Source organism: Bacillus sp. SD088 (genome assembly GCF_017355205.1).
Lineage (GTDB): Bacteria > Bacillota > Bacilli > Bacillales > Bacillaceae_C > Lederbergia.
Genome location: NZ_JADIJK010000005.1, coordinates 37,502 through 62,858 on the forward strand (window position 1 = coordinate 37,502; position 25,357 = coordinate 62,858).

The 25,357-nt window shown below is 37.9% G+C and carries 24 protein-coding genes; 23 read left to right on the plus strand and 1 reads right to left on the minus strand.

Features of this window, described 5'->3' with window-relative positions; genetic code table 11:
- Positions 1-4: 4 nt before the first annotated feature.
- The 23 genes from IPU53_RS05755 (at position 5) to IPU53_RS05865 (ending at position 23,075) form a co-directional block, all read left to right on the plus strand.
- Positions 5-487, plus strand: a complete 483-nt coding sequence (locus IPU53_RS05755; protein ID WP_207448790.1) for a lasso peptide biosynthesis B2 protein — start codon at positions 5-7, stop codon at positions 485-487.
- Positions 480-1,664 (plus strand): nucleotidyltransferase domain-containing protein, encoded by a 1,185-nt coding sequence (locus tag IPU53_RS05760; protein ID WP_207448792.1) that lies wholly within the window; start codon positions 480-482, stop codon positions 1,662-1,664. Before IPU53_RS05755 ends, IPU53_RS05760 begins: the two co-directional genes overlap by 8 nt.
- A 189-nt stretch (positions 1,665-1,853) precedes the next feature.
- A complete protein-coding gene (locus IPU53_RS05765) occupies positions 1,854-2,594 on the plus strand; it encodes a YveK family protein (protein ID WP_207448794.1) in 741 nt (246 codons plus the stop codon).
- Positions 2,581-3,240 carry a CpsD/CapB family tyrosine-protein kinase gene (locus IPU53_RS05770; protein ID WP_207448795.1) on the plus strand — a complete coding sequence of 220 codons (660 nt, stop codon included), beginning with the start codon at positions 2,581-2,583 and terminating at the stop codon, positions 3,238-3,240. Before IPU53_RS05765 ends, IPU53_RS05770 begins: the two co-directional genes overlap by 14 nt.
- Positions 3,241-3,783: 543 nt before the next feature.
- Positions 3,784-5,616, plus strand: a complete 1,833-nt coding sequence (locus tag IPU53_RS05775; RefSeq protein ID WP_207448797.1) for a polysaccharide biosynthesis protein — start codon at positions 3,784-3,786, stop codon at positions 5,614-5,616.
- Positions 5,617-5,713: 97 nt separating this feature from the next.
- Positions 5,714-6,886, plus strand: coding sequence for a glycosyltransferase (locus IPU53_RS05780; protein ID WP_207448799.1), 1,173 nt, complete (start codon positions 5,714-5,716; stop codon positions 6,884-6,886).
- Positions 6,876-7,721, plus strand: coding sequence for a glycosyltransferase (locus IPU53_RS05785; protein ID WP_207448801.1), 846 nt, complete (start codon positions 6,876-6,878; stop codon positions 7,719-7,721). The genes IPU53_RS05780 and IPU53_RS05785 overlap by 11 nt, the downstream gene beginning before the upstream one ends.
- The gene (locus IPU53_RS05790) at positions 7,718-8,794 is read left to right on the plus strand and encodes an EpsG family protein (RefSeq protein WP_207448803.1); all 1,077 of its coding nucleotides are present in this window, start codon (positions 7,718-7,720) and stop codon (positions 8,792-8,794) included. The genes IPU53_RS05785 and IPU53_RS05790 overlap by 4 nt, the downstream gene beginning before the upstream one ends.
- 48 nt (positions 8,795-8,842) lie before the next feature.
- Entirely contained in the window at positions 8,843-10,006 is a 1,164-nt protein-coding gene (locus tag IPU53_RS05795; protein WP_207448805.1) for a glycosyltransferase family 1 protein, read from the plus strand.
- Positions 9,975-11,174 (plus strand): glycosyltransferase, encoded by a 1,200-nt coding sequence (locus tag IPU53_RS05800; RefSeq protein ID WP_207448807.1) that lies wholly within the window; start codon positions 9,975-9,977, stop codon positions 11,172-11,174. Before IPU53_RS05795 ends, IPU53_RS05800 begins: the two co-directional genes overlap by 32 nt.
- Before the next feature lie 89 nt (positions 11,175-11,263).
- Entirely contained in the window at positions 11,264-12,295 is a 1,032-nt protein-coding gene (gene galE / locus IPU53_RS05805) for a UDP-glucose 4-epimerase GalE (protein ID WP_207448809.1), read from the plus strand.
- Between the two features lie 24 nt (positions 12,296-12,319).
- Positions 12,320-12,487, plus strand: coding sequence for a hypothetical protein (locus IPU53_RS05810; RefSeq protein WP_207448811.1), 168 nt, complete (start codon positions 12,320-12,322; stop codon positions 12,485-12,487).
- Positions 12,484-13,098 carry a sugar transferase gene (locus tag IPU53_RS05815; RefSeq protein ID WP_207448813.1) on the plus strand — a complete coding sequence of 205 codons (615 nt, stop codon included), beginning with the start codon at positions 12,484-12,486 and terminating at the stop codon, positions 13,096-13,098. Before IPU53_RS05810 ends, IPU53_RS05815 begins: the two co-directional genes overlap by 4 nt.
- Positions 13,095-13,736 carry an acetyltransferase gene (locus IPU53_RS05820; protein WP_207448815.1) on the plus strand — a complete coding sequence of 214 codons (642 nt, stop codon included), beginning with the start codon at positions 13,095-13,097 and terminating at the stop codon, positions 13,734-13,736. Before IPU53_RS05815 ends, IPU53_RS05820 begins: the two co-directional genes overlap by 4 nt.
- 221 nt (positions 13,737-13,957) lie before the next feature.
- Positions 13,958-15,115, plus strand: a complete 1,158-nt coding sequence (locus IPU53_RS05825) for an aminotransferase class I/II-fold pyridoxal phosphate-dependent enzyme (RefSeq protein WP_242698096.1) — start codon at positions 13,958-13,960, stop codon at positions 15,113-15,115.
- 27 nt (positions 15,116-15,142) lie between these two features.
- Entirely contained in the window at positions 15,143-15,484 is a 342-nt protein-coding gene (locus IPU53_RS05830) for a helix-turn-helix domain-containing protein (RefSeq protein WP_207448817.1), read from the plus strand.
- Positions 15,485-15,535: 51 nt separating this feature from the next.
- Complete coding sequence (locus tag IPU53_RS05835; protein WP_207448819.1) at positions 15,536-16,609, plus strand: glycosyltransferase family 2 protein; 1,074 nt, start codon at positions 15,536-15,538, stop codon at positions 16,607-16,609.
- On the plus strand, positions 16,593-17,777 hold the full coding sequence (locus tag IPU53_RS05840) for a CDP-glycerol glycerophosphotransferase family protein (protein WP_207448822.1): 1,185 nt from the start codon (positions 16,593-16,595) through the stop codon (positions 17,775-17,777). Before IPU53_RS05835 ends, IPU53_RS05840 begins: the two co-directional genes overlap by 17 nt.
- Positions 17,764-18,180 (plus strand): adenylyltransferase/cytidyltransferase family protein, encoded by a 417-nt coding sequence (locus tag IPU53_RS05845; protein WP_207448824.1) that lies wholly within the window; start codon positions 17,764-17,766, stop codon positions 18,178-18,180. The genes IPU53_RS05840 and IPU53_RS05845 overlap by 14 nt, the downstream gene beginning before the upstream one ends.
- Positions 18,181-18,214: 34 nt before the next feature.
- On the plus strand, positions 18,215-18,748 hold the full coding sequence (locus IPU53_RS05850) for an acyltransferase (RefSeq protein ID WP_207448826.1): 534 nt from the start codon (positions 18,215-18,217) through the stop codon (positions 18,746-18,748).
- Positions 18,749-18,916: 168 nt separating this feature from the next.
- A complete protein-coding gene (locus IPU53_RS05855; protein WP_207448828.1) occupies positions 18,917-20,113 on the plus strand; it encodes a glycosyltransferase in 1,197 nt (398 codons plus the stop codon).
- Positions 20,114-20,115: 2 nt separating this feature from the next.
- The gene (locus IPU53_RS05860) at positions 20,116-21,294 is read left to right on the plus strand and encodes a glycosyltransferase (RefSeq protein ID WP_207448830.1); all 1,179 of its coding nucleotides are present in this window, start codon (positions 20,116-20,118) and stop codon (positions 21,292-21,294) included.
- On the plus strand, positions 21,291-23,075 hold the full coding sequence (locus tag IPU53_RS05865) for an ABC transporter ATP-binding protein (RefSeq protein WP_313886452.1): 1,785 nt from the start codon (positions 21,291-21,293) through the stop codon (positions 23,073-23,075). The genes IPU53_RS05860 and IPU53_RS05865 overlap by 4 nt, the downstream gene beginning before the upstream one ends.
- Positions 23,076-23,205: 130 nt before the next feature.
- Here IPU53_RS05865 and IPU53_RS05870 read toward each other — a convergent pair whose 3' ends face one another.
- Positions 23,206-25,260: a right-handed parallel beta-helix repeat-containing protein gene (locus IPU53_RS05870; RefSeq protein WP_207448834.1), complete on the minus strand. Its 2,055-nt coding sequence runs from the start codon at positions 25,258-25,260 to the stop codon at positions 23,206-23,208.
- Positions 25,261-25,357 lie beyond the last annotated feature (97 nt).

A 25,357-nucleotide genomic window follows, 5' to 3' on the forward strand; every position in this document is an offset into this window, starting at 1 on the left:
TCGAATGAGAGTCTTTGCGAAACTGATGACGTTTTTGCGTTTACATCCAAAAACAGGATTTCTTTTGATTGAAGCGTATATTTATTTGGGATGGGCAAGAATGCTGAAAAACCTCCCATTCTCGAAGGTCGCTTCTACATTGGGAAATCATATGGGTGAAACGACCTATCATCCAACCAAATCAAACACCCAAATCTTGAAAAACATCTCCAATGCTATCCAGATTATGAGCAAATATACGCTGTGGGAAAGCCAATGTCTTGTGAAAGCGATAGCTGGGATGAAAATGCTTGAGAAACGGGGCATCGATAGCACGCTATATTTGGGGACTGCTAGAGATGAAGTCGGAAAGTTGATTGCCCATGCATGGTTAAGGAGCGGTTCTATTTATATTTCTGGCTCAGAAGGAATGGAGAAATTTACGGTTGTTAGTAGGTTCGCGAAAAACATAAGCAATCAATTAGTTGAGAGGGAAAGTTATGAATAAGCTTCAGGAACTTGATTTAGGAAATATTCCTCAAGAATTAAAATTAATGTTGGAATGGGTTAATGAACAAAATAAAGAGGAGATAGAATGGGAAAAGTTTCAAGATATTGACTGGGATCTTTTCGTTCAGTTAGCAATCCATCATCGTCTCTATCCATTATTAGCTACGAAGATAAAGAATGACCCAAGGGTTTCAGAAAACGTACAAAAAACACTTACAAACTTATTTAAAAAGAACACTTTTCGAATGCTCCATTTATGTGCCGAAATTGAGGGACTTAGCCAATTATTTAAAGAAAAAGGAATCCGCTCTCTGTTTTTAAAAGGGCCCCTATTGGCAGAAGATTTATATGGGGATATATCAAAACGTACATCCGGAGATTTGGATATTCTTATTCCCATTCATCAGCTTGAACAGACAGAGAACTTGCTGATTGCACAAGGCTATCAAAAGGATGAATATATTCAAACCTTACTAAATGACTGGAAATGGCGACATCATCACTTTACTTATTATCACCCTATCCAGGGGATAAAAATCGAAATTCATTGGAGGTTGAACCCAGCTCCTAGTAAAGAGCCAAGCTTTGCTGAATTATGGGACAGAAAAAGAAAAAGTTTGCTGACAAATAGTGTTGTATACATGTTAAGTAAAGAAGACTTATTCTTTTTTCTTGTCACACATGGTGCCCGCCATGGTTGGTCACGTTTGCGCTGGCTTGTGGATATCCATAAACTTACACAACAAGGACTAGATTGGAGAAGAATTCTTAAACAGTTTCGAAAATATCAAGTCTGTTCAGTTGGAGGTCAATCATTGATTCTTTCGCAACAGTTGCTGAAGACAAATATTACCGAGGAGATGAAGTCATTTTTTAAGGGAAGACGACCACTAAAATTAGCTGAAGGAGCCGTTTATTATGTAGAAAAAATGGTTCATTTACATTCAGATCCAGTGCCAAAAGAGGTGGCTGAATATCACGCAAAACATTTATTTTCTTTAATGTCCAACAGGCAAAAGGTTTTTTATCTATTAAGCACACTATATCCTTACTATACGGATGCTGAGACATTGGCTTTACCAACTAGATTCCATTTTCTCTATTTTCCATTACGTCCCTTTTTATGGCTATGGCGAAAAACAAAAAAGAAGCCATCTCCTAGGGTTGAACTTTGAAGTCACAAAGAACAACTAGCAAAATATATCCATTTTATTATAATTATCTATTGACTTGTTCGTTATAAAGAACTATCATGGGTGTAGAATGGTAAAAGGGATCCATTCATATAAATCTGTAGGAAAGATTATTTTTTTAACTTGTTATGTTCTTTATTAGGAACGATTGTTGTAAAGGTGGTGGTCTTTATGGATAAATTCAGTCAAATGCACAGTGCGGACAGGAGAGTAGCAAAAGAAATCAATATAAAAGAATTGATCAGAGTGATCAAACGGCGTTTTTGGATCATCTTGATCATTACATTTTTTACGACAATGGCTGGTTGGTTTTATAGTAGTCAAAATAAGACAGCGCCATTATATGAAACCTCTACCAATATTATTATTGATGCTAATAGTGAATATCGGAATACCCTCCAAGTGATTATTAAGGATACGATTGTTTTAGAGAGTGTCATCAATGAACTAGGGCTGGATAGATCAGCAAAGACCTTGGCTGGACAAATCGAGGTAACAAATATCGAAGGTTCCCAGGTTGTGGAAATTAGTGTGACAGATGCAAATCCGCAAACAGCAGCGGATATTGCGAATACAACGGCAAAAGTGTTTAAAAAGGAGATACCAAGCATTATTGAGTTTGAAGATATCAGGATTCTTTCGGAAGCAAAAGCTAATCCTGTTCCAGTTAGCCAAGATAATCAAAATAAGCTGTTAGTGGTTGCTTTTATTTCTGGAATTATTGTTGGGGTAGGGCTGATCTTTTTGCTTGATTCCTTAGATGATTCCATTAAGTCAGAGCATGATGTCGAGTCCATCCTTGGTATTCAAGTCCTGGGGAGTATTTCCAAAATGAGTAAGAAGAATGTGAGAAGGAAGAAAAATATGCAAATGGTACTAAAAATAAGAGGTGACTCGATTGGTTCTAAATAAAAGCAAAGAGTTGGAAAAGCGAGTTAATTTAATCACATACACGAATCCTGAGTCAGTTATTTCGGAACAATTTCGTACCATACGCACCAATATTCAATTTATAAATGGAGAGATGGGGAGCACGACCCTTTTAATTACCTCTCCTGATAAGCAAGAAGGAAAAACAACGACTGCAGCTAATATTGCCGTGTCGATGGCACAAAAGAAAGAAAGGATTCTTTTGATTGATAGTAATTTAAGAAATCCAAGTATTCATCATATTTTTAGAGTGGCGAATAATGTTGGTTTAACAGATGTCCTTTTAGGAAATTCAACGTTTGAAGAAGCTGTGAATTATTCGCAAATTACGAATTTAGATATCTTAACAAGTGGTGCAGTTCTCTATAATCCTGCGGAATTATTCGCCTCTGAAAGAATGCAGCACTTATTGAAAAAAGTGAAATCGCTATATGATATTGTGTTACTGGATTCTACAAGTGTTTTGGACGTAACCGACACAAAAATTATTGCACATCTAAGCGATGGGGTTGTTTTAGTTATTCGGCAAGATAAAACAAAGATCGAAACAGCGGTTGAGACAAAGAAAGTGCTAGATTTTGCGAATGCGAGAATTATCGGCGTTATTTTTAATGAAAAAACGGGTTAATTAACGACAAATGATAAAATGAACAAATTTTCGTGAGGTTCCTCCTCATGATTACTTTTTGAACAAAACGTTCGTTATTAAGAATTTTGACTGGGGATGTCTCTTTCCCACTATCAATGGAGGCACTCGATCATACTGTGGGTTGAAAGACCTTAGACACAAGTTGTCGGTAGTGTGATGTGAGGGCGGGTTAGATGCCCAAGTCAATTTAAAGATTTTAATGATGTGGTTTTTAGAGGATGTTCAAAAAGTCCGGTAAAAATGACGCTGCAAGATAAAAGACCTTCGACTAAGTACCGACACGTCCCGTGTCGAACGTCGAAGTCACCACATCCTGTGGTAGCTCGTTGGCTTGCTTCTCTGCGCCGCCTCGAACTTTCGACGTACAGGATGTACTAGTGTCGGTGTTGCTGACAGGACATCAGTGTCTTTAACCGACTTGGTCCTTTTTATCCTCCTTTTTGAACACGTACTTTTAAGAAAACCATGTCATTAAGATTTTTAAAAATACCCAAAAGTATACAGCAGACGAGGAGGGATTGGATGAGTTATGTTCAACGTTTATCGATGTTTATGGTTATAGATACTGTCATTATTTTGACAGCTATTTTATTAGGTGGTTTCTTAGTAAGTCCTACGTTTTCTGTGTTTGCATTTCCCATTATGATCAGCTCCCTTTCTATATTATTAAGCCATTATCTATATTCGTATATCTTTAAGTTTTATAGAAAATCGTGGGAATATGCGAGTATTGGTGAATTAATCATTATTTTTAAAGTAGCGCTATTTACCTTATTAACGGCGGGGGGAGTCCAACAAATCTTCTTTCAGCAAATACACTTCCGCTTTCTCGCTGTCACTTGCTTACTTCATCTATTGTTGATAGGTGGATCTAGATTTTGTTGGCGAATCTATCGGGATCGTTATTTGAACAGGGTGGATAAGCAAAAAAGAACGCTTATTATTGGTGCTGGTTCAGCGGGAGCGATGGTGGCGAGGCAATTATTGAAAAGCAAGGATGCTGAGCTGCTTCCCGTTGCTTTTATTGATGATGATGTAAAAAAGCAACAGCTTGATATATTAGGTGTTCCGGTATTCGGTGGGATCTATCAATTCTTGAAGGTGATCGAAGATTTAAACATTGAACATGTCATTATTGCGATTCCCTCACTAAATAAACGGAGATTAAATACGATCTTCCAAGAATGTGCCAAAACGAATGTCAAAACACAAATTTTGCCTAAATTGGAGGATATTGTGAGCGGAAAAATATCGGTAAATCAATTTCGTGATGTACAAGTGGAGGATTTATTGGGAAGGGAACCCGTTGACTTAGATCTCAAGAGTATTTCAAAGGATATAACGAATAAAGTTGTCCTAGTTACTGGTGCTGGCGGCTCGATTGGTTCTGAGATTTGTCGGCAAATTTCCCAATTTAATCCTAAACAGCTTGTGTTATTAGGGCATGGGGAAAACAGTATTTATTCGATTGAATTGGAATTAAAAGAAAGATTCAGGCATGAACCGATTGAATTTCTAACGGAAATTGCTGATTTACAAGATGAAAAAAAGATGATGTTGGTCATGAGTACATACCAACCTAATGTTGTGTACCATGCTGCCGCCCACAAGCATGTGCCCTTGATGGAAAGAAATCCGGAGGAAGCTGTGAAAAACAACATAATTGGTACAGGAAATGTGGCAGAAGCAGCAAGCTGGCATGGTGTCGAAACATTCGTGATGATTTCAACGGATAAGGCGGTGAATCCCACAAGTGTGATGGGAGCAAGCAAAAGGCTAGCTGAAATGGTGATTCAAGATCTGAATCAAAAAAGCAAAACCAAGTTTGTAACCGTTCGTTTCGGAAATGTTCTCGGAAGTCGTGGCAGTGTGATTCCATTATTTAAACAGCAAATCCGAAAAGGGGGGCCGATTACCATTACCCACCCAGATATGATTCGGTATTTCATGACCATCCCGGAAGCTTCTCGACTTGTCATTCAAGCAAGCGCATTGGCAAATGGGGGAGAAATTTTTGTTTTAGATATGGGAGAACCCGTAAAGATTGTAGATTTAGCAACAAACTTAATTCAACTCTCAGGTTATTCTTCGGAGGAAATAGAGATTGCATTTACCGGTATTAGACCCGGGGAAAAGTTATTTGAAGAATTATTAAAAGCAGATGAAATCCACGAGCAACAGGTATACCCGAATATTTATGTTGGGAAGACGGCGAAACTTTATAGTGCAGAAATTGAGGAACTAATTGCAACGTATTCTGGGATGGATCGAGTGGTATTAAAAGAACGTTTAATTGACTTGGCTAATAATAATTTAATTCCAGAAGCTCTGCCATTGATGTCCTATTCAGGTTAAAAAATGGTTGGCATTGATTTATCCCGAATTAACTGGCAGTAATACCCGCACTGAATGAAGTTTCACTTTATAAAATAAAAACTATTGGGTGAGAAATGTGAATAAAAAACTTTGTGTTGTCACAACGACCTCGATTACTGTAAGAAGTTTTTTGATCAGCCAACTAATGTTCCTAAGCCGAAATGGTTATCATATCACGGTTATTTGCGATCCTGATTCAAATTTGGCGAAGGAATTACCAAAATGTATTCAATATCGACCAGTAGCGATGAATCGTGGATTTGAGGGAATTGGGATGATCAAAAGTATTTGGCATTTGTATAAAATTTTCAAAGTGGAGAAATATGATATTGTCCAATATTCAACACCGAACGCCGCATTTTATTCATCCATTGCCGCCAGAATGGCTAATATACCTGTTCGCCTTTATTGTCAATGGGGAATTCGGTATGTCGGGTACCAAGGATGGATGAGGCAATTGTTAAAGAGGATAGAAAAAGTAATCTGTCAGTTTTCAACAGAGATTGAACCAGATAGTCATGGGAACTTACTGTTTGGAAGGAAAGAGGGGTTATATTCATCAACAAAAAGTAGAGTCATTTGGAACGGAAGTGCAAACGGTGTTGATACAAGGAGATTTGATATCCATCAAAAGGAAGTTTGGAAAGCTGAGATTAGAGAGCGCTATGGAATCCTTGAGAATGATTTCGTTTATGGATTTATTGGCAGAATAAATAAAGATAAGGGGATAAATGAGCTTCTTCATGCCTTTAAGAAGATGGATGAAAAAGCTAACAATGTAAAATTACTTATTGCCGGACCGGATGATCAAATAAACTCGATAGAAGCAGATATTTATGAATGGTCAAAGCAATGTAAAAATGTGATTTACTGTGGATATATCCATGAAATTGAAAAATATTATGCGGCAATGGATGTTTTTATTTTACCAAGTTATCGGGAAGGTTTTGGCAGTGTTGTCATTGAAGCTGAAATCATGGGAGTGCCTGTGATCGTGACTAATATACCTGGTCCCACGAATGCCATGAAACAGGATGTGACAGGGTTGGTGGTGACAAAGGGAAAAATTAAACCACTTCAGGAAGCAATGGAAAAGTTATTTTTTGATCAAAAATTATGCGATGAAATGGGAAGGAATGCCCACCTATTCTCTCGCAATCATTTTAATCAAACGAGCTTATGGCACTATATATTATTAGATCGGGATAAGTTAACGAACAGGAGGAGGAACATTCGTAATGCCCAATGATCATCCAAAGGTTTCTGTCATCATGGGGATATACAATTGTGCGGAAACCTTACCACAAAGTATTGAATCCATTCTTCATCAAACCTATACAGATTGGGAATTTATTATTTGCGATGATGGCTCAACAGACCAATCTTATGAAATCGCAGAGCGGTATGCAACATTATATCCGAACAGGATTAAATTACTAAAAAATGAAAAGAATTTAAAACTTGCTGCTACTTTAAACCATTGTCTTAAGGTTGTGCAGGGGGAATATATCGCGAGACAAGATGGTGATGATCTATCAGTGCCTGAAAGATTAGAGAAGCAGGTTGCTTTTCTGGATCAGCATCCTGACTATATGCTCGTTGGTACGGGAATGATTCCTTTTGATGAACATGGAGAAAGAGTGGTTCGAATTGGAAAATTAGAACCTAAGAAGGAAGATCTCCCGATGAATCAGAGCTTTATGCATGCGACGATCATGATGCGGAAAGAGGGCTATGAACAATTAAATGGATATAGCGTAACAAAACGAACGAGAAGAGCAGAGGATTATGAGTTGTGGATCCGATTTTTTGCTGCTGGTTATAGAGGGTACAATTTACAGGAAGCTTTATATAAAGTGAAGGAAGATCGAAACGCATTAAAAAGAAGGAAATTCAACTATTCTTTGGATCACGCTTTTCTCATATTGAGAGGGTGTTATCAATTGAAGCTCCCGCTGAAATATTATGTATATATCTTTAAGCCGATTATTGTAGGGGCTGCCCCAAGGTTTATAGTGAAGAGGTATTATCAGCATCGAGATGAGAAGTATATACGAAGCAGGAATATAAAGGAGCAATTATGACGGTACTTTGGATTAACTTTGCCTTAGTATATTTTTTTTCGCTTTTTTCCAGATATTTTGCAAAACCAGTGCTCGGAACATTATCATCCGTTCCAATTCAATTAAATAAATCATTAATGCTTGGTAGCTTATTTTTATTAGTCATTGTTTCAGGCTTAAGAAGCAATATTGGCGATACGTACGTATATAAATCGATCTATGAAACGAATGAATTTACATGGGAGTATATTTTATCTCAAAAGGATATCGGATTTGGCATTCTACAAATGGTTTTAAAGAAGATTTCAGATGATCCGCAAATGATGATTTTTACAACAGCCCTGTTGACGAATGTTTTAATTGTAGGTGTCTTAGCTAAATATTCGAGATTGTTTGAGATTAGTACGTATGTTTATATTACTGGTGGATTATTTCTTGTGTCCATGAATGGCATCAGACAACTTTTAGCTGCGGCGATCATTTTTACAGGAACAAAATATTTAATGAAAGGAAAGTGGTTAAGGTATTTTCTTATTGTCCTGATTGCTTCCACATTCCATCAGAGTGCACTCATACTAATTCCCATTTACTTTATTGTCAGATATAAGGCATGGTCAAAAGCGACCTATATTTTATTAGTTTTCTCTATCATTATTGTCGTAGGCTATGAACAATTTTCAGCTCTATTATTTACAGCCATTGAAGATAGTCAATATGGACATTATTCGGAGTTTCATGAAGGTGGAGCGAATACTGTTCGTGTTGTGGTTGATGCAGTACCATTATTGATTGCTTTTCTTGGTAGAGATAAGCTTCGGGAAATCTTTCCAAGCAGTGATTATATAGTCAATATGGCCTTAATTGGCTTTGTTTTTATGATTATTTCAACACAAAATTGGATTTTCGCAAGGTTTTCAATTTACTTTTCATTGTATCAACTAATCTTAATTTCCTGGATTGTAAAGCTATTTAGAAAAGAAGACCAAAGAGTTATCTACTTTTCCCTTATTGTTTGCTACTTTTTATATTATTTCTATGAAAATGTCATTAATTTACAAACCCTATATAAAAGTAATTTTTTAAACTTTTTTTAAGGAATTCAAAGTTTTTGAGTATCCCCTAAATTGGAAGGGAGTAGGAGAATGGAAAAGAAAGAGCCAAAAAGAATCCTGCACGTTGTCAGTGCCATGGGGCGCGGAGGGACTGAATCGTTGGTTATGAATATTTATAGAAACATCGATCATGCAAACATTCAATTTGATTTTATTACTCATCGTCAGGCTGACTATGATGAAGAGATTCGTTCCTTGGGAGGTGAATTATTTTATATTCCAAGCCTAGGAGAAATTGGTCCAGTTAAATATATCCAAAAGTTGAAAGAGGTCATGTCCTGCAATCCATATATTGCGATTCATGCACATACAGATTACCAAAGTGGGATCCCAGCACTTGCAGCAAAAATTTGTGGAATCAAAGAAAGGATATGTCACTCACATAGTAATAATTGGCCTAAACAAGGTGGATTAAAGGAGAAACTGATGTTAAAAGTTCTCCAACTACTCATTAAGTTTTTTGCTACAAATTTATGTAGTTGTAGTGAAGAGGCAGCCGCATTTTTATTTGGTCCAAGGAATCATAACAAAGTGAAAATATTAAAGAATGGAATTAACCTGTGGGAATATATAAATAAAGATGGATGGAATAAGAAGAGTGTATTGAAGGAACTTAATTTGGCCAACGATGCCATTCTGCTAGGCCATGTTGGTCGTTTTTCAGAATCAAAGAATCATCTTTTCCTGTTGAAAGTATTGAAAACGTTAGTAGAAGAGGATGATCGTTTTGTTGCTATTTTGGTAGGGGATGGTCCTTTGAAGGCTAGCGTTGAACATGAGGCACAAAGGCAAGGATTGGTCGAACATATTCGCTTTTTAGGTGTAAGAGCTGATATTCCTCGACTTATGGATGCTTTTGATGTCTTTTTCTTTCCCTCCATCTTTGAAGGGTTTGGAATTGTGATGATCGAGGCCCAGAGTGCAGGAACGCCTTGTGTTGCCTCAGCTTCTGTTCCCGAAGAAACCGATATGGGGCTTGGCTTAGTGAAGTATATTCAGCTCGACGAATCCATCGAAATCTGGACGAAAGAGATTCAGTCATCCCTGCTTATGCCTAGATTGAGTAACCTTGAGATTATAGAAAATATAAAGAAATTAGGGTTTCATATTCAAGACAATATTCAAGATTGGTTAGCATTATATGGGATCGAGGTCCAACAAGATGAAGAAAAAAATCTTAATCACTTCGTTTGACCTCGCAATTGGGGGAGTGGAACGAAGCTTAATTGGTTTGCTGCAGCAAATTGACTATGAACAATATGATGTGGACCTGCTTCTATTTCGACATGAAGGGGAGCTTCTCGCCTTTTTGCCAGAGGGGCCCCAGCTTTTGCAAGAGGTTCCAAGCTATGCAACTTTTCGGAAGTCGATTAAGCAGATTGCCCAAGAAGGCTATATTCCGATTGCCATCGCTAGGTTGTTAGCCAAATCCTTTAGCACCCTGTATGGAAAATTGAAAAAAATGGATGAACCAGGCTATTTAACGATTCAGTATGGTTGGGAATGGACGAATGCGTTTTTACCTTGGGTTGAGCACACGTATGATGTGGCGCTCAGTTTTCTTTGGCCCCATCATTTTATTGGGCAAAAGGTGAAAGCGAAGAAAAAGATTGGTTGGATTCATACGGACTACTCTCATATTCATATAAATAAAACATTAGAGAAACGCATGTGGAATCGACTGGACGATATTGTGGCTGTTTCGGAGGAATGTGCGAATACATTTTTACAGCAATATCCTGACTATAAAGCCAACATAACTGTCATCGAAAACATTCTATCACCAGTCATGATTAAGGCCAAAGCTCTGGCGGCGATCCCTGATGAGATTAAGGGAGTTCCAGGGAAAACGATACTCCTAACAGTAGCGCGCCTTTCCCATGCGAAAGGGATCGATCAAGCAATCTATGCCTGCAGGAAATTAATAAATCAGGGATATAAGCTGGAATGGTATGCAGTCGGATACGGACCACTTGCAGAAGAATTACAACAACTGATTCATACATTGGGACTCGAAAAACACTTTTTCTTATTAGGGAAGAAGGTCAATCCATATCCATATATACGAGCATGCGATCTATACGTTCAGCCTTCGCGATATGAAGGAAAGGCGGTCACCATTCGTGAGGCACAAATATTAGAAAAACCGGTTGTGCTAACCGATTTCCCGACAGCAAAAAGTCAAGCTCAGCATGGTATTGATGGATGGGTGACACCACTTTCAATTGAGGGCATTGTTGATGGAATTAAGCGATTGATTGATGATCAGGATCTTAGAGAGCGATTGATCGATAACACCATCCAAACAGATTATGGGAATGAAACAGAAATTGAAAAGCTCTATCAATTGATCGAAGAGTAGGTTAAGAGTGTATTTAAATGGGAGGATAAAAGGGCCAGTTGACTAAAGATGCTGGCATCACATCCTCTCAAAGGAGGTAGGAAAATAAAGTGGCCATACTTGTGACAGGTGGTGCGGGTTATATTGGATGTCATACATGTATTGAATTATTACAAGCAGGCTATGAAGTGGTGGTGCTGGATAACTTCAGTAATAGTCATCCTGAATCATTAAGAAGGGTAATGGACATTACAGGGAAAACCTTTAAGGTCTATCCAGTCGATTTGCTGGATGAAAAAGCCTTAGAAGCTGTGTTTCGGCAAAATGACATTGAGGCTGTGATTCATTTTGCTGGATTAAAAGCTGTAGGAGAGTCTGTTTCATCTCCTTTATCCTACTATCAAACGAATATCATCAGTACAGTCTATTTATGTGAAATGATGAAGACATATGATGTAAAAAATCTAGTTTTTAGCTCTTCGGCAACGGTCTATGGCATGCCTGAGCAAGTCCCAGTTTGTGAGAGTGCTAATTTGTGGGCAATGAATCCCTATGGACGGACAAAATTGCTCATTGAAGGAATGTTAAGGGACGTTTATCAATCAGATTCAAACTGGAGCATCGCCCTTTTACGCTATTTTAACCCAATTGGCGCCCATGAAAGTGGAGAGATTGGGGATAACCCAAAAGGAGTTCCGAACAATCTTATGCCGTATATCACTCAAGTGGCAATTGGAAAACGAAAGGATCTCTCTATTTTTGGTGCTGACTATCCCACTCATGATGGAACAGGAATTCGCGATTATATCCATGTTGTCGATCTTGCTAAAGGTCATGTCAAAGCATTAGAAAAAATGCTGCTAACAACAGGAGTGGAGGCTTATAATCTGGGAACTGGCAAGGGGTATAGTGTATTGGAATTAGTTACAGCATTTGAAAAAGCTTCAGGGGTAAAAATACCGTATAAAATCGTAGAGCGCAGACCAGGTGATGCTGCGGTTTGTTTTGCAGATGTTTCAAAAGCGAAACGTGAACTCGGCTGGATTGCTCAAAAAGACATTCAAGACATGTGTAGAGATGCTTGGCATTGGCAAATACGAAATCCGAATGGTTATGAGAAAAAAGCCATTGATATGAAGTGAATTTTTGAAGGAGAAGTGGAGGAAATGGAAAGTCTTTCATCACAGCAATTTAAACAATTATTAAAGGAGATCTATCGAGCAGGAGAAGAGTGTGAAACCATTAAATTAGAGGATATTATTAAGCTAATTCAATTAAAATGGCTACTCATAACGGTTAAAGAAAAAGGAGAATTAGGTGTGAAAACCAAATGAAAAGACTGATTGATTTCATTTGTGCTCTGCTCTTATTTCTCTTTTTTTTACCCCTTATGTTGCTGATTGGTCTAGCCATTAAGCTAACAGAAGGCGGTTCTATTTTTTTCATTCAAATCAGACCAGGATTAAATGGGGAACCATTTTGTCTATACAAATTTCGTACTATGGCAGATAAAAGGGATGAGCAGGGAAGCTTATTAGCTGATGAAGATAGGCTTACTCGTTTCGGCTTACTTTTGCGCCAATTTAGCTTAGATGAATTGCCACAATTATGGAATGTATTAAAAGGAGAATTAAGTTTGGTCGGCCCACGTCCGTTATTAATGGAATATTTACCTTTATACACAAAAGAGCAAGCCCAGCGGCATCTTGTGCGGCCAGGAATGACAGGGTGGGCGCAAATCAATGGGAGAAATGCCATTAGCTGGGAAGAGAAATTTAAATTAGATGTTTGGTATGTTCAGAATCAATCCTTCTTACTAGATATCAAGATTCTTATGTTGACTTTAAAGAAGGTGATCCAATCAGAGGGGGTCAGACAACCGGGGAATGTCACAGTGGAGACATTTAAAGGTTCAAAGTCTACTTTGAAAGAGGGACATGGATGAAAATAGTGATGATTGGTCAAGGTGGTCATAGTAAGGTGATTTATGATCTCGTAGCTTCTCAGCCAGATCATGAAATCATTGCTTCGTTAGATGATAAAAATCAAGTATTGGAGCGAAAACATAGTCAATACATTGGCCCCATTTTTGCCTTTAAAAGAATGCTAGAGATGTACCCTGAAGCTCAACTTCTTATTGCAATTGGCAATAACAAGATTAGACAATTAATCACAAATAGACTGCAATTACCACAAAACAAATATGTCACACTGATCCACTCTACAGCAACGGTGAGTTCAACAGCCAGAATAGGATATGGATCTGTTATTATGGCACATGCTGTTGTGCAAGCTGATGCACGCATCGGCAATCATACGATTATTAATACAAATGCAGTGATCGAGCATGATAGTCAGGTGGGTGACTATGTTCATATTTCTCCATCTTCAACCCTAACAGGAAATGTCACAGTAGGAGAAGGGGCACAAGTAGGGGCTGGCGCTACGATTATTCCTGCGATTAAAATCGGTGAATGGTCTGTGATTGGTGCAGGAGCGACTGTCATCCACGCTATTCCTTCCTTTAGTAAAGCAGTGGGAGTACCAGCAATGATTAAAAAGGATGTTAAAAAAGTCCGGTAAAAATGACACTACGAGATGGATGAGCTTCGACTAAGTAGCGACATGTTCTGTGTCGAACGTCGAAGTCAGTACATCCTGTACAAGTCCGCTACTCAAGCTACGCCGCCTCGAACTTTCGACGTATAGGATGTACTAATGTCGGACGTTTGCGATTGACGTCAGCGTCTTTAACCGACTTGGCCCTTTTTTAACACATATTAATAGTGAATGGAGGTGCGTAAATGATTCAATCGAAAGTGAGTGAAAGAATTTTCCTTTCTCCTCCCCATTTATCTGGTAAGGAGTTAGGGTATATTCAGGAGGCGATTACATCTAATTGGATAGCGCCGCTTGGACCAAATGTCGATGCTTTTGAAAAGGAAATGGCTCAATATCTAGATGTAAAAGGGGCAGTTGCCGTCAGTTCAGGAACAGCGGCAATTCATCTAGCGCTAGCCTTGTTAGAAGTGGAAAGAGGAGATACGGTGTTTTGTTCTTCTCTCACCTTTGTTGCCAGTGCGAATCCCATTCTATATCAAGGCGCACAGCCAATCTTTATCGATTCTGAACCGGAATCCTGGAATATGTCACCACATGCCCTTCGAGTCGCGTTTGAACAGGCTTCTCATACTGGAAAGCTTCCAAAAGCTGTGATTGTCGTCAATCTGTACGGGCAAAACGCAAAAATGGATGAAATCACCTCAATCTGTCAGGAATATGAGGTGCCGATGATTGAGGATGCAGCTGAATCACTTGGTTCAAGTTATCGAGGGAAACCTAGTGGCACCTTTGGGAAATTCGGGATTTTTTCGTTTAATGGGAATAAGATTATTACGACATCGGGTGGAGGGATGCTTGTATCCAATGATTTGGCAGCTCTAAAAAAGGCTCGCTATTTAGCCGCACAAGCACGAGACCCTGCTCTTCATTATCAACACAGTAAGGTTGGTTATAATTATCGAATGAGTAATATTTTAGCTGGAATCGGCCTAGCGCAAATGGAAGTCTTAGAGGAAAGGATTCAAGCCAAAAGATGGGTTTTCTCACGATATGAACAGGAATTATCGAAGATGCCAGGGATTCAATTGATGCCTGAATTGGCCTATTCTCGTTCCAATCGTTGGCTTACAACCTTTACAGTAAACGAAAAAGAAACAGGTATTGCTTCAAAGGCTCTCCTTTTATCACTTGCTAGAGAAAATATTGAGGCACGTCCAGTATGGAAACCCCTTCACCTCCAACCATTATTTGAAGGAGTCCCTTACTATCCACATCAAAATCTGAGCGTATCTGAACAGTTATTTTTGACAGGTATTTGCTTACCTTCAGGGACCAATTTATCTGAAGAAGAAATACGAAGAGTGGTAAATTGTCTTAATTATACATTGAAACATGCCTAGAATCATTCAGGTAAATGGGGTACGAATATGATAGGGAAAAAGATCAAGCAGATTCGCAGACAAAAGGGACTCACACTAACGGAGCTAGCAGAACGCGCTGGAATAGCCAAATCAAATTTGAGTAATATTGAAAGAAATGTTAATCAGAACCCCTCCATTCAAGTGATGGAAAAAATTGCAGAAGTATTGGGGGTGGATGTACGTACGTTATTATCATCTTCAAAAAGAGTAAAATCACAAGAATTGGATGAAGAATGGGTCAAATTTATTTACGAGTTGCAAGAAACCGGCATTGAAAAGGAAGAAATTAAAAAATATAAAACCTTGATCGAATTTATAAAATGGAAGAACGAACAATCAGAGGAATGAAGGCTTCAGGAAATTCAATGAATAAATTAAAAATGAAATAGAGGAGTCGATATGTCAGCAAAAGTAAGTGTGGTTGTCCCGATTTATAAGGTAGAAGAATATCTTCATCGCTGTATTGATAGTATTTGCGAGCAAACCTATCCAAACTTAGAAATCATTTTAGTCAATGATGGCTCCCCAGATCGATCCGGAAAAATTATTGATGAATATGCTGCGAAGGACCCACGCATTATCTCTATTCATAAAGAAAATGGCGGGTTATCAGATGCAAGAAATGCTGGGATGGAATATGTTAGCGGGGAATTTATCCTCTTTGTCGATAGTGATGATTGGTTGCAAAGACATATGATTCGTACACTAGTCAATACTGCTTCCTTGTATAAAGCTGATATTGTTCAATCGGCTTTTTATTATGCCTATAAAGACCATTTATTGTCTGACTCTCGCTTTTATTCAAAGGATGACGCTCCAACCATACTAACGAATAAACAATTAATGGCGGAGTTAGTTAGAAACGACAAGGTCAAAAACTTCGCTTGGGGAAAGCTTTATAAGCGGCAACTGATTCAGAATATCCCATTCAAAAAAGGCGTACTATTTGAAGATGTATTCTGGGCCCATCACGTCATGCAACAAGTCGAGACCTATGTGATGGTTCACGAACCTCTATGTTATTACTACCAAAGAGAAAATAGCATTGTTTCCAATTATACGCCAAAAAATCTTGATATCTTGGACGGTTTGAAAGAAAGGCATCAATTTGTTGAACAATATTATCCGGAACTACAAGCAGAATCGTATAAACTGATCTTACAAACAGCTCTCATTCACTATAATCTATTAGTGATGAAGGGGAGAAAAGACAAAGCAGATATACGAAAGAAAGAAATTTACGCTTATATTAAGGAAAACATTCCTCAGTTTAAAAAGGCGGTAAATTTGGATGTTGCCTTAAAAAGGCAATTAACTTTATTCACCATTCATCCTTATCTAAATATCTGTTTTCTCGTTATAAGGAAGATTTTAGGGAAAGTAAGAATATTACAGCAGCCACCTAGGATGGAACGAATGAACACACGCTCTCACTTTAAAGAAGGGGATGAAGTCAATGAGTCAATTGGTTGAGAGTGTAAAAAAACACATCATTCTTGCGATTCAATATTTTTTCCAGTTCCTTCCTATTAAAAAGAATAAACTCTTCTTTTTTAGTTATTATGGAAATCAATATGGGTGTAATCCTAAATATATTACGGAATATATAATCGAACATATTCCCAAAGACAAGTTTGACATTGTCTGGGCCTTTTCGGAACCAACGAAAATAAAGGATACAAAGGGGATAAGAAAGGTTAAGATGATGTCCATTTCTTACTTTTATGAAATATGTACATCCAAAGTGATCATTACGAATTTCCGTACAACAGATTTATTTAGGAAGAGAAAAGGTCAGTACTACATCCAAACATGGCATAGCTCCCTGCGTTTAAAGCAAATTGAGAAGGATGCAATCGCAAGCTTACCTGCCCATTATGTGAAAATGGCAAAAAAGGATTCACAAAAATGTGATCTCTTATTATCGGGTTGCCAGTACAGCACCGCGATTTTAAAGAGATCTTTTTGGTATAGGGGAGAAATCTTCGAACAAGGAACACCAAGAAATGATGTACTGTTTAAAGAGGACCCTATCAAACAAGTGAACGTACGATCTGTTTTGGGAATCCCTACAAATTATAAAATTGTATTATATGCCCCAACCTTTCGAAAAAACCAGGATTTGCCAATTTATGATTTAAATTATGCTAGTGTATTACAATCACTTCGTAGAAAATTTGGAGGCGAGTGGATGGCTCTAGTGAAACTACATCCTCATTTACTTTTGGAATCCTCCAAACTTGAGTCTCATGAAAATGTGCTGAATGTAACCCAATATGATGACACCCAGGAATTGTTAAGTATTGTGGATGTTTTAATTACAGACTATTCATCCTTAATGTTTGATTACGCAATAACTCAGAAACCTTGCTTTTTATATGTTCCGGATTTGGAAGAGTATATCCGACACGATCGTTCACTATATTTCAATCTAAAAGCACTACCATTCCGAATTGCCAAGAACCAAGAACAATTACTGAAAGCAATCGCTTCATTTGACGGAGAAAATTATCATGTTGATCTTCATACCTTTTTTAAGAAAGTGGGCTCATTTGAGGAAGGAAAAGCAAGTGAAAGAGTAGTAGCGCGAATCACTGAAATTTGTTTTGCAGGGGGGAGGAAGAGAAATGAAGCCGTATAAAATTGGCTATACGACTGGGGTATTTGATCTATTTCATGTCGGACACTTAAATATTCTCAGAAAGGCAAAGGATCAGTGTGACTACCTAATTGTTGGGGTCAGTACAGATGAGCTTGTTAAGGAATATAAACAGAAATCACCGGTAATCCCCTATCATGAAAGGTTGGAGATTATTGAAGGTATTAAATATGTTGACAAAGTTGTTCCGCAATTGGATCGGAATAAGCTTTCAGCATGGGAACAGATCCAATTTGATATCATGTTTGTTGGCGATGACTGGAAGGGGAGCCCTCTTTTTAGTGAAGTCGAAAGGAAACTTTCTCAAGTAGGGGTGGAAATTGTCTATTTTCCCTATACGAAAGGAGTGTCGTCGACATTAGTGAAGGAAAAAATGAAAGTGTAAAGGGCCCATTCTTAAAAAGAAGAGGAATAAGCAGATGCTGAAGCTAAAATATTATTTTTCATTAATCGTATGGAATTTGTTCGTCAATACGCTTGGAAAATCAATGTTCATTCCTCAATCCATCCGGTTTTTATTATATAAAATGGCTGGGATGAGAACTGCTTCGGCTAATATTAGATCTGGCTGCAGTTTCAGAGGGAAAAATCTCGTCATTGAACAAGGTGTTTTTCTAAATCATAATGTCTTCATAGATAGTTGGGAGAAGGTATTGATCCAAGAAAATACAGCGATCGCCTTTGATGTGTTAATCTGCACATCAAGTCATAAAATTGGAGGGCCGTTCAAGAGAGCGGGGGATTCGGACAGGAAACCAGTTGTGATTGGCCAAGGATGTTGGATTGGAGCAAGGGCAACCATCCTCCCAGGGGTGATGATCGGAGATGGGTGTATTATTGCAGCTGGTTCAGTGGTAAACAAGGATTGTAAGGCCCATACCTTATACGCCGGGGTACCAGCAAAAGAAATTCGTCCACTAGAAAGTAGGGAAGTCAATGCAAACATAAAGTAACCGATTGGGAAATTAAGATGGTTTATCCCGCATTAACTGGCTGTAAAACCCCCACTTCAAGAATTCGTGGAAAAACCTAGAATTGTAAGTGGGGGATCAAGGAAAACCCCCACTGATTGAAGTTTCACTTTATTAGAAAATGAATATATGATAAAGGAAAGTATAAAAATGAAAAAAAGCCTTTTATTTGTGATCGATTCCCTCGAATGTGCTGGAGCGGAGAAAAGCTTAGTTACTTTACTATCACTATTGGATTATTCCAGATACTCTGTTGACCTTTTATTATTTAGCCAAGGGGGAGCATTAGAGGAAATAGTACCAAAGGATGTCAATCTCCTCCCACCCTTAAAATATACGCTTTTTTCAAAGACTCCTTTAAAGAGGGCATTCATTCAATCAATGAAACATTCAAATGGAAGGATGCTCGTTTCCAGGATCAAGTATTCAGTTAGAATTCGTGGAAAGAAATATACGAACCCACAAAAGGCAAGGATATTCTGGCAAGCTATCTCCAAAGTCATTGAAGATCAACCAAAAAAATATGATATTGCAATTAGTTATGCACAAGGGATTCCAACCTTTTATGTGGCAGAGAAAGTAGCAGCAAAGAAAAAATATGCTTGGGTTAATGCCAGTTATTCCTTGGAAGCAACAGACAAGGAATTCCAAAAAAAACGTTATCAACAATTTAATAATATTGTGGCTGTTTCTGATTATGCTAGGGACATTCTAGCTGAAACCTTTCCTGAATTTAGAAACCAAATGAAGGTCATTTATGATATAATCGATCCTTTATTTATTTCGAATATGATAAAAATTGGAGATAGCTATAATGATGATTTTACAGGAATTAAAATCTTAACAATTGGTCGTTTTTCGGCACAGAAGGGCTATGAATTAGCGATCGAGGCATGTGCAAGACTGAGAGATACAGGCGTTCATTTTAAGTGGTATGCCCTTGGGAAGGGGCCATTAGAAAAAGAGATAAGGCAGATGATAATCGAAAAGGGATTATCGGAGCATTTTATTTTACTTGGGGTGAAAGCCAATCCCTATCCATATATAAAGGATGCAGATATCTATGTACAAACATCAAGAGTAGAAGGATTTGGTTTAGCGATTACAGAAGCGAGGATACTCAATATCCCGGTTGTGACCACAAGGTTTGCCGCTGCTTCCAACCAAATGATTGACAGGAAAAATGGATTGGTAGTCGATATCGATGCGAAAGCGATATGTCAAGGAATCTTGAACCTGATAACAGATAAATCATTGCAAAAGGATATCATTGCATATCTTGAAACGGAGAAAAAAGGAAATATAGAAGAAATAGAGAAGTTCTACCAATTGATTAATGGAGATTAAATATGAAGAAAAAAGTCCTTTTTATGTTGATTAATATGAATGTAGGCGGTACCGAAAAAGCTTGGCTCAATATGGTGACGCAAATGCCTAGGGAGCAATACGAGATTACGGTTTTACTGTTGGAGGAATATGGAGGGTTTCTTAAATCAATACCAAAGGATATCAAGGTGACATATATAGCAGACTATCAACAAATCAAACAGATCGTCCATCATCCATTACATGTAACTGCATGGCATTCTCTTAAAAAGGGAAAAATCATCCAATCCCTCATCTTGGCAGGCTTTTCTATCATAAGTAAACTGACAAAGGATACCACTTTATTATATCAATATCTTTTAAGGAATGAACCATTAGCTGAAAAAGAGTATGATATTGCGATCGCTTATGCAGGTCCTATGGACTTGATAAGCTTTTTTATTGCCCGAAAGATCGAAGCGAAAAGGAAATTACAATGGATTCATTTTGATGTAACAAAAATTGGATTTAATCGCTTTTTTGCAGCAAAGGTATATAAAGAATTTGAAAGAATTTATGTTGTTTCACATGAAGGAAAAGCTCGATTAGGTCAACTAATGCCTACACTCCGATACAAAACAGAGGTATTTCCCAATGTTGTTTCACAAGAAGTAGTAAGAGAGATGGCGATTCAAGGAACTGGTTTTGTCGATCCATATGATGGGTTGAGGATCTTGACTGTTGGACGGCTTAGTAAAGAAAAGGGTCAAGATTTAGCGATTCGAGTGTTGACGCAATTAAAAATGGCTGGTTTTAAAGTCAGATGGTATTGCATCGGGGATGGTAAGGAAAGACATGAATACGAAAAGCTAATTGAAGCCCGCCAGCTTGAGGATGACTTTATTTTATTAGGTACAAAGATTAATCCTTACCCATTTATGAAGCAATGTGACATCTATGTTCAGCCATCCAGACATGAAGGCTCTTGTATTACCTTGACGGAAGCACGGTGTTTGTCAAAACCAATTATTAGTACGAAGTTTACCGGGGCATGTGAACAAATAAAACAGGAAGAAACAGGACTCTTAACGGATTTTGATGAGGATCAGATCTACCAGGCGATTATCCGCTTAATTACAGATGAAGGATTACAAAGAAAGCTGATTAAGAATTTACAGCTAGAATGCGTTGGATGCTCGATTAAACGTAATATAGAGGTGTGAATAGCTTGAGAACGACAATTGATAAGTTGCTAATGCTGTTTAATAAAAGGGCAAAGAAGAAATTGGTTATCTTATTTTTTATGATGATAATGGCTGCGGTCTTTGAAACAGTCGGAATTGGTTTGATTGTGCCTTTTGTAGGAATGATGACCAATCCGTCTGTTATTCAGGAAAATGCTTTGTTATCTTTCCTTTACCATATGCTTCACTTTCAATCGACGAGTGCTTTTATGATCTTTGCCACTGTGGTACTGTTATCGATTTTTATGCTTAAAAATAGCTATCTTTTATTCTTTCATTATATTCAGTATCGAATTGTTCTCAATGAACAGGTACGACTTTCACAAAGACTGCTGCAGAGATATTTGACAAAACCCTATACGTTCCATTTGCAACGTAATTCAGCGGAATTGCTGAGAAATGTAAATGAGGAAGTGCCGCGAGTATTTCAAGGGATCGTATTATCGACCTTCCAGTTATTGGCAGAAGCTCTTGTGATTATTTGTATTTTTGTTTTACTTTTAGTGACAGCTTTTCAAGCAACAGTGATAGCTTCTATTCTATTAGGCGGAAGTGTGTGTTTGTTTTTTAAAGTCTTTCGTAAGAAGATCAGTACTCTCGGTAAAGAACAACAAGTCGTGAGTGGATCGGTGATTAAATGGGTGAATCAAGGATTGGGAGCTAGTAAAGAAGTGAAGGTCTCTGGCAAAGAAGCATTTTTTGTGCAATCCTATACGAAACAAAGCCAAATAAAGGCCAATAATAGTCGTTATATGAAAGTGTTGGAACAGATTCCAAGACTATTTATTGAGACATTACTCGTATCAGTTATTTTGATCACGATGTTAATGATTATTTTTCAAGGAACAGACACATCACAACTAGTCTCCACAATGGCTTTATTTTCAATGGCTGCCTTCCGCTTAATGCCTTCGATTAATCGTGTTGTTGCGATGATTACAACCATTAAGTATAGTCAACCTGCTTTAAACGTTATCTATGAAGATTTATTAAAAGAAGAGAATTCTTTCCAAGAAACTAATCTTAATCAAGTGTCAAGATCATCATTTAAGGGCAAAGGATATTTTCAAGACAGTATTGATTTAAAAGAAGTATTTTTCCGTTACCCAAATCAAAAGGAATTTTCTATTGAAAATGTCTCACTTACGATCCCTATTGGTGAATCGGTTGCCTTTATTGGCGAATCAGGAGCTGGAAAAACAACGATCGTTGATATTATTCTAGGATTATTTCAGCCAGAAAAAGGAGAGGTATTAGTGGATGGAAAGCCGCTTTTTCAACAAATCGAAAGATGGCAACAAAAAATTGGCTATGTTCCGCAATCGATCTTTCTATCGGATGATTCAATTCGTAATAATGTGGCATTTGGGATAGATCCTGCATGTATCGATGATACAGAAGTATGGAGAGCCATTGAACAAGCACAATTAAGAGAATATGTGGAAAATCTGACTGATGGAATTAATACAACCGTTGGAGAGCGAGGGATTCAGCTATCTGGAGGGCAAAGACAAAGAATTGGCATTGCACGTGCTCTATATCATAATCCTGAAATTCTCTTTATGGATGAGGCAACCTCGGCATTAGACAATCAAACGGAACAGGAAATGATGAAAGCGATCGATTGTTTGAAAGGAGAAAAAACAATCATCATCATTGCTCATCGATTAAGTACCATTGAAAATTGTGATCGGATTTTTAAAGTAAAGCGTGGCCGTATTGAGGCCATTCAATACGGAATCGAAAGGTCTGTAATTTAAAAAGAGGGTACGGATGACCAGTGAGAAGCAATATGAGTATAGCAAAACTAATGGTCTATACGTTCATTTGGAGTAAAATAACAGGAAAGGAGAGAACTCTCCTTTCGGCAAAATCAGTGGTTAGGCCAGATCACGGTTGAAGTTTTGTATTGTTCATATTCCCGGCAGAGATGTGATTACTATTTAAATTGGCGGGTGCATTTTTTAATATATTTTCTTTGAAAAATAAAGGGATATTTGGTGATTTATCGGCACTTACACTTGTCATACCTTGCCTTGACTGAAAAATATTATCTGTAAAATAGATGGTTTCCGCAACCGCGGACGGACGAATATCGATCATGTAGCGAGTGTCTCCCTCTGGAAAATAGAAGGTATTTTGTGAAAAACGGAGAGTTCCCCATTTTCCATCAATAAAAAAGGCGGGATTTACGTCTTTTGGATTAAGAAAATAGCAGTTATGGACTTGGAAAAAATCAATAGATTGTTCTGGTCTCATATAGAATAACTGGGTGGATTCCCACTCAAAATAACAGTGATTAAATTCGTATTTACTTACATCGTCATAACTGGCATTTTCTCGTAGTCTTCCACTATTAATAAACCGACATCCATGATAAGTGCCAGGGGGCAAGGGGGTAATTCGATTTTCTTTGTGTTTAATATTGAGAAACGAGACATTCGTTAAAACCCAATCATGTGATCGATTGGATACTACTGTGAAGGCTTGCTGACCACTTCCCTCAAAGGTAGAATTCGTGATGCTTTGAGGTTCTGTACTAAAGATCAAAGGAGCACCTGAGTTACTCGATTCCGTGGCAAAATCTTGATCGAATAAAAACCGACTATTATTAACTTGAGCAATATAGGCTTCCTGTTTATCAAAATTCAATGGACTATTATGAAAGAAACAACTGTCAACCAACACTTTCCCATTTCCATTTAAAAGTGTTCGAGTGTGATAGAGGTGATTATTGGCAAATATAATTTCTCCTGTAAGACGGGTACTGCAATGCAGAAAGTGATTATCTACAACAATTGCTTTGTCAACTCCATTATTAAGTGTAAAAATTTGGTCGCGAATTTTATTGTTTGTAATATTGATATGCTTTCCTGCAACGACGATAATATTGTAACTCTTATTATTGTAAATATTGTTGCCATCTATATAGATAAATTGGTTGATATCATAGCCATCTTCAATATCGATTGCCCCTTGGGGAGAAGTTCCACTGATATGATGAATTTCACACCCACGTACATAGCAATGTTTCATGCCACAAATGGCAATCCCTAATCTACGACAATGGTGGAGATTACACTTTTCAATGTAAATATGTTTTGGAAATTGGGGTGTCCGGATGGTAATGGTGTTCCCAGTAGTGGAAGGGACTGTGGATTGATGGAGCACGATCTTAGCATAGTTAGCATCTGTAGGGATTTCGACTTCATCAAAGAAATGAAGATCTTGAATAGAGGTTAAGAACGTATCATCACTCTTGTAAAAGATTACATCATAGGTGTTGGTGGTAATGTCTTTGCCGATCCCGCCATAACTGTCACCATAAAGGCCAAAGTAACCGGCATTCACAATTTGTGAGATCATAGGAATACTTACTTTTGAACGAATTCGATTTGTGTCTGCAGTTAAGGCCCCAGTTGAGGTATTGATTCCACCACTTTCCATATTCCCAGCTAGTTTCGGAAAGTTTCCACCAATGCCACCGAAAGAGGTTATCCCCAAAATGGCATCACCTGTTGTATCGGAAATCTCGAGATTATCAATTGTAATATATTCAACATCATGTCTTAGCTCGATACCAACACCAAACTCATGAGTTCCACCACTTGAGAAGTCATGGTTATGGCGGTCACCGACGATTTTTCCATTTGTGATCCGCGTGTATCGATTATTTTGAAACAACACGATCGAATACTTCGATTGGTTATTATTTGTTATTCTTAATGTTGCTCCTCCAAGGTTGAAAGTCATATAGCTTTGTGGCTGAATCGGGATATTTTCATCAATTAAATAGGTACCCTTTGGTAAAATAACTTCCGTATTTCCCTGCTTGGCTGCCCATAGTAATGCTTCATTAATGCCTTTTGCAGTTTGGCTAGCTTCGGTTCCATCATTCTTTATTTTCCAACGATCTAACTCAATTAAATACAGCCCCTCAGGCATATTGGTTCACATTCCATATGTTCATCTTATAACCTCCGTTTGGTTTGCGAGGGACTCAAAATAACTCCCTCTTTAGTAAGGTATTCGGAGACGGCAT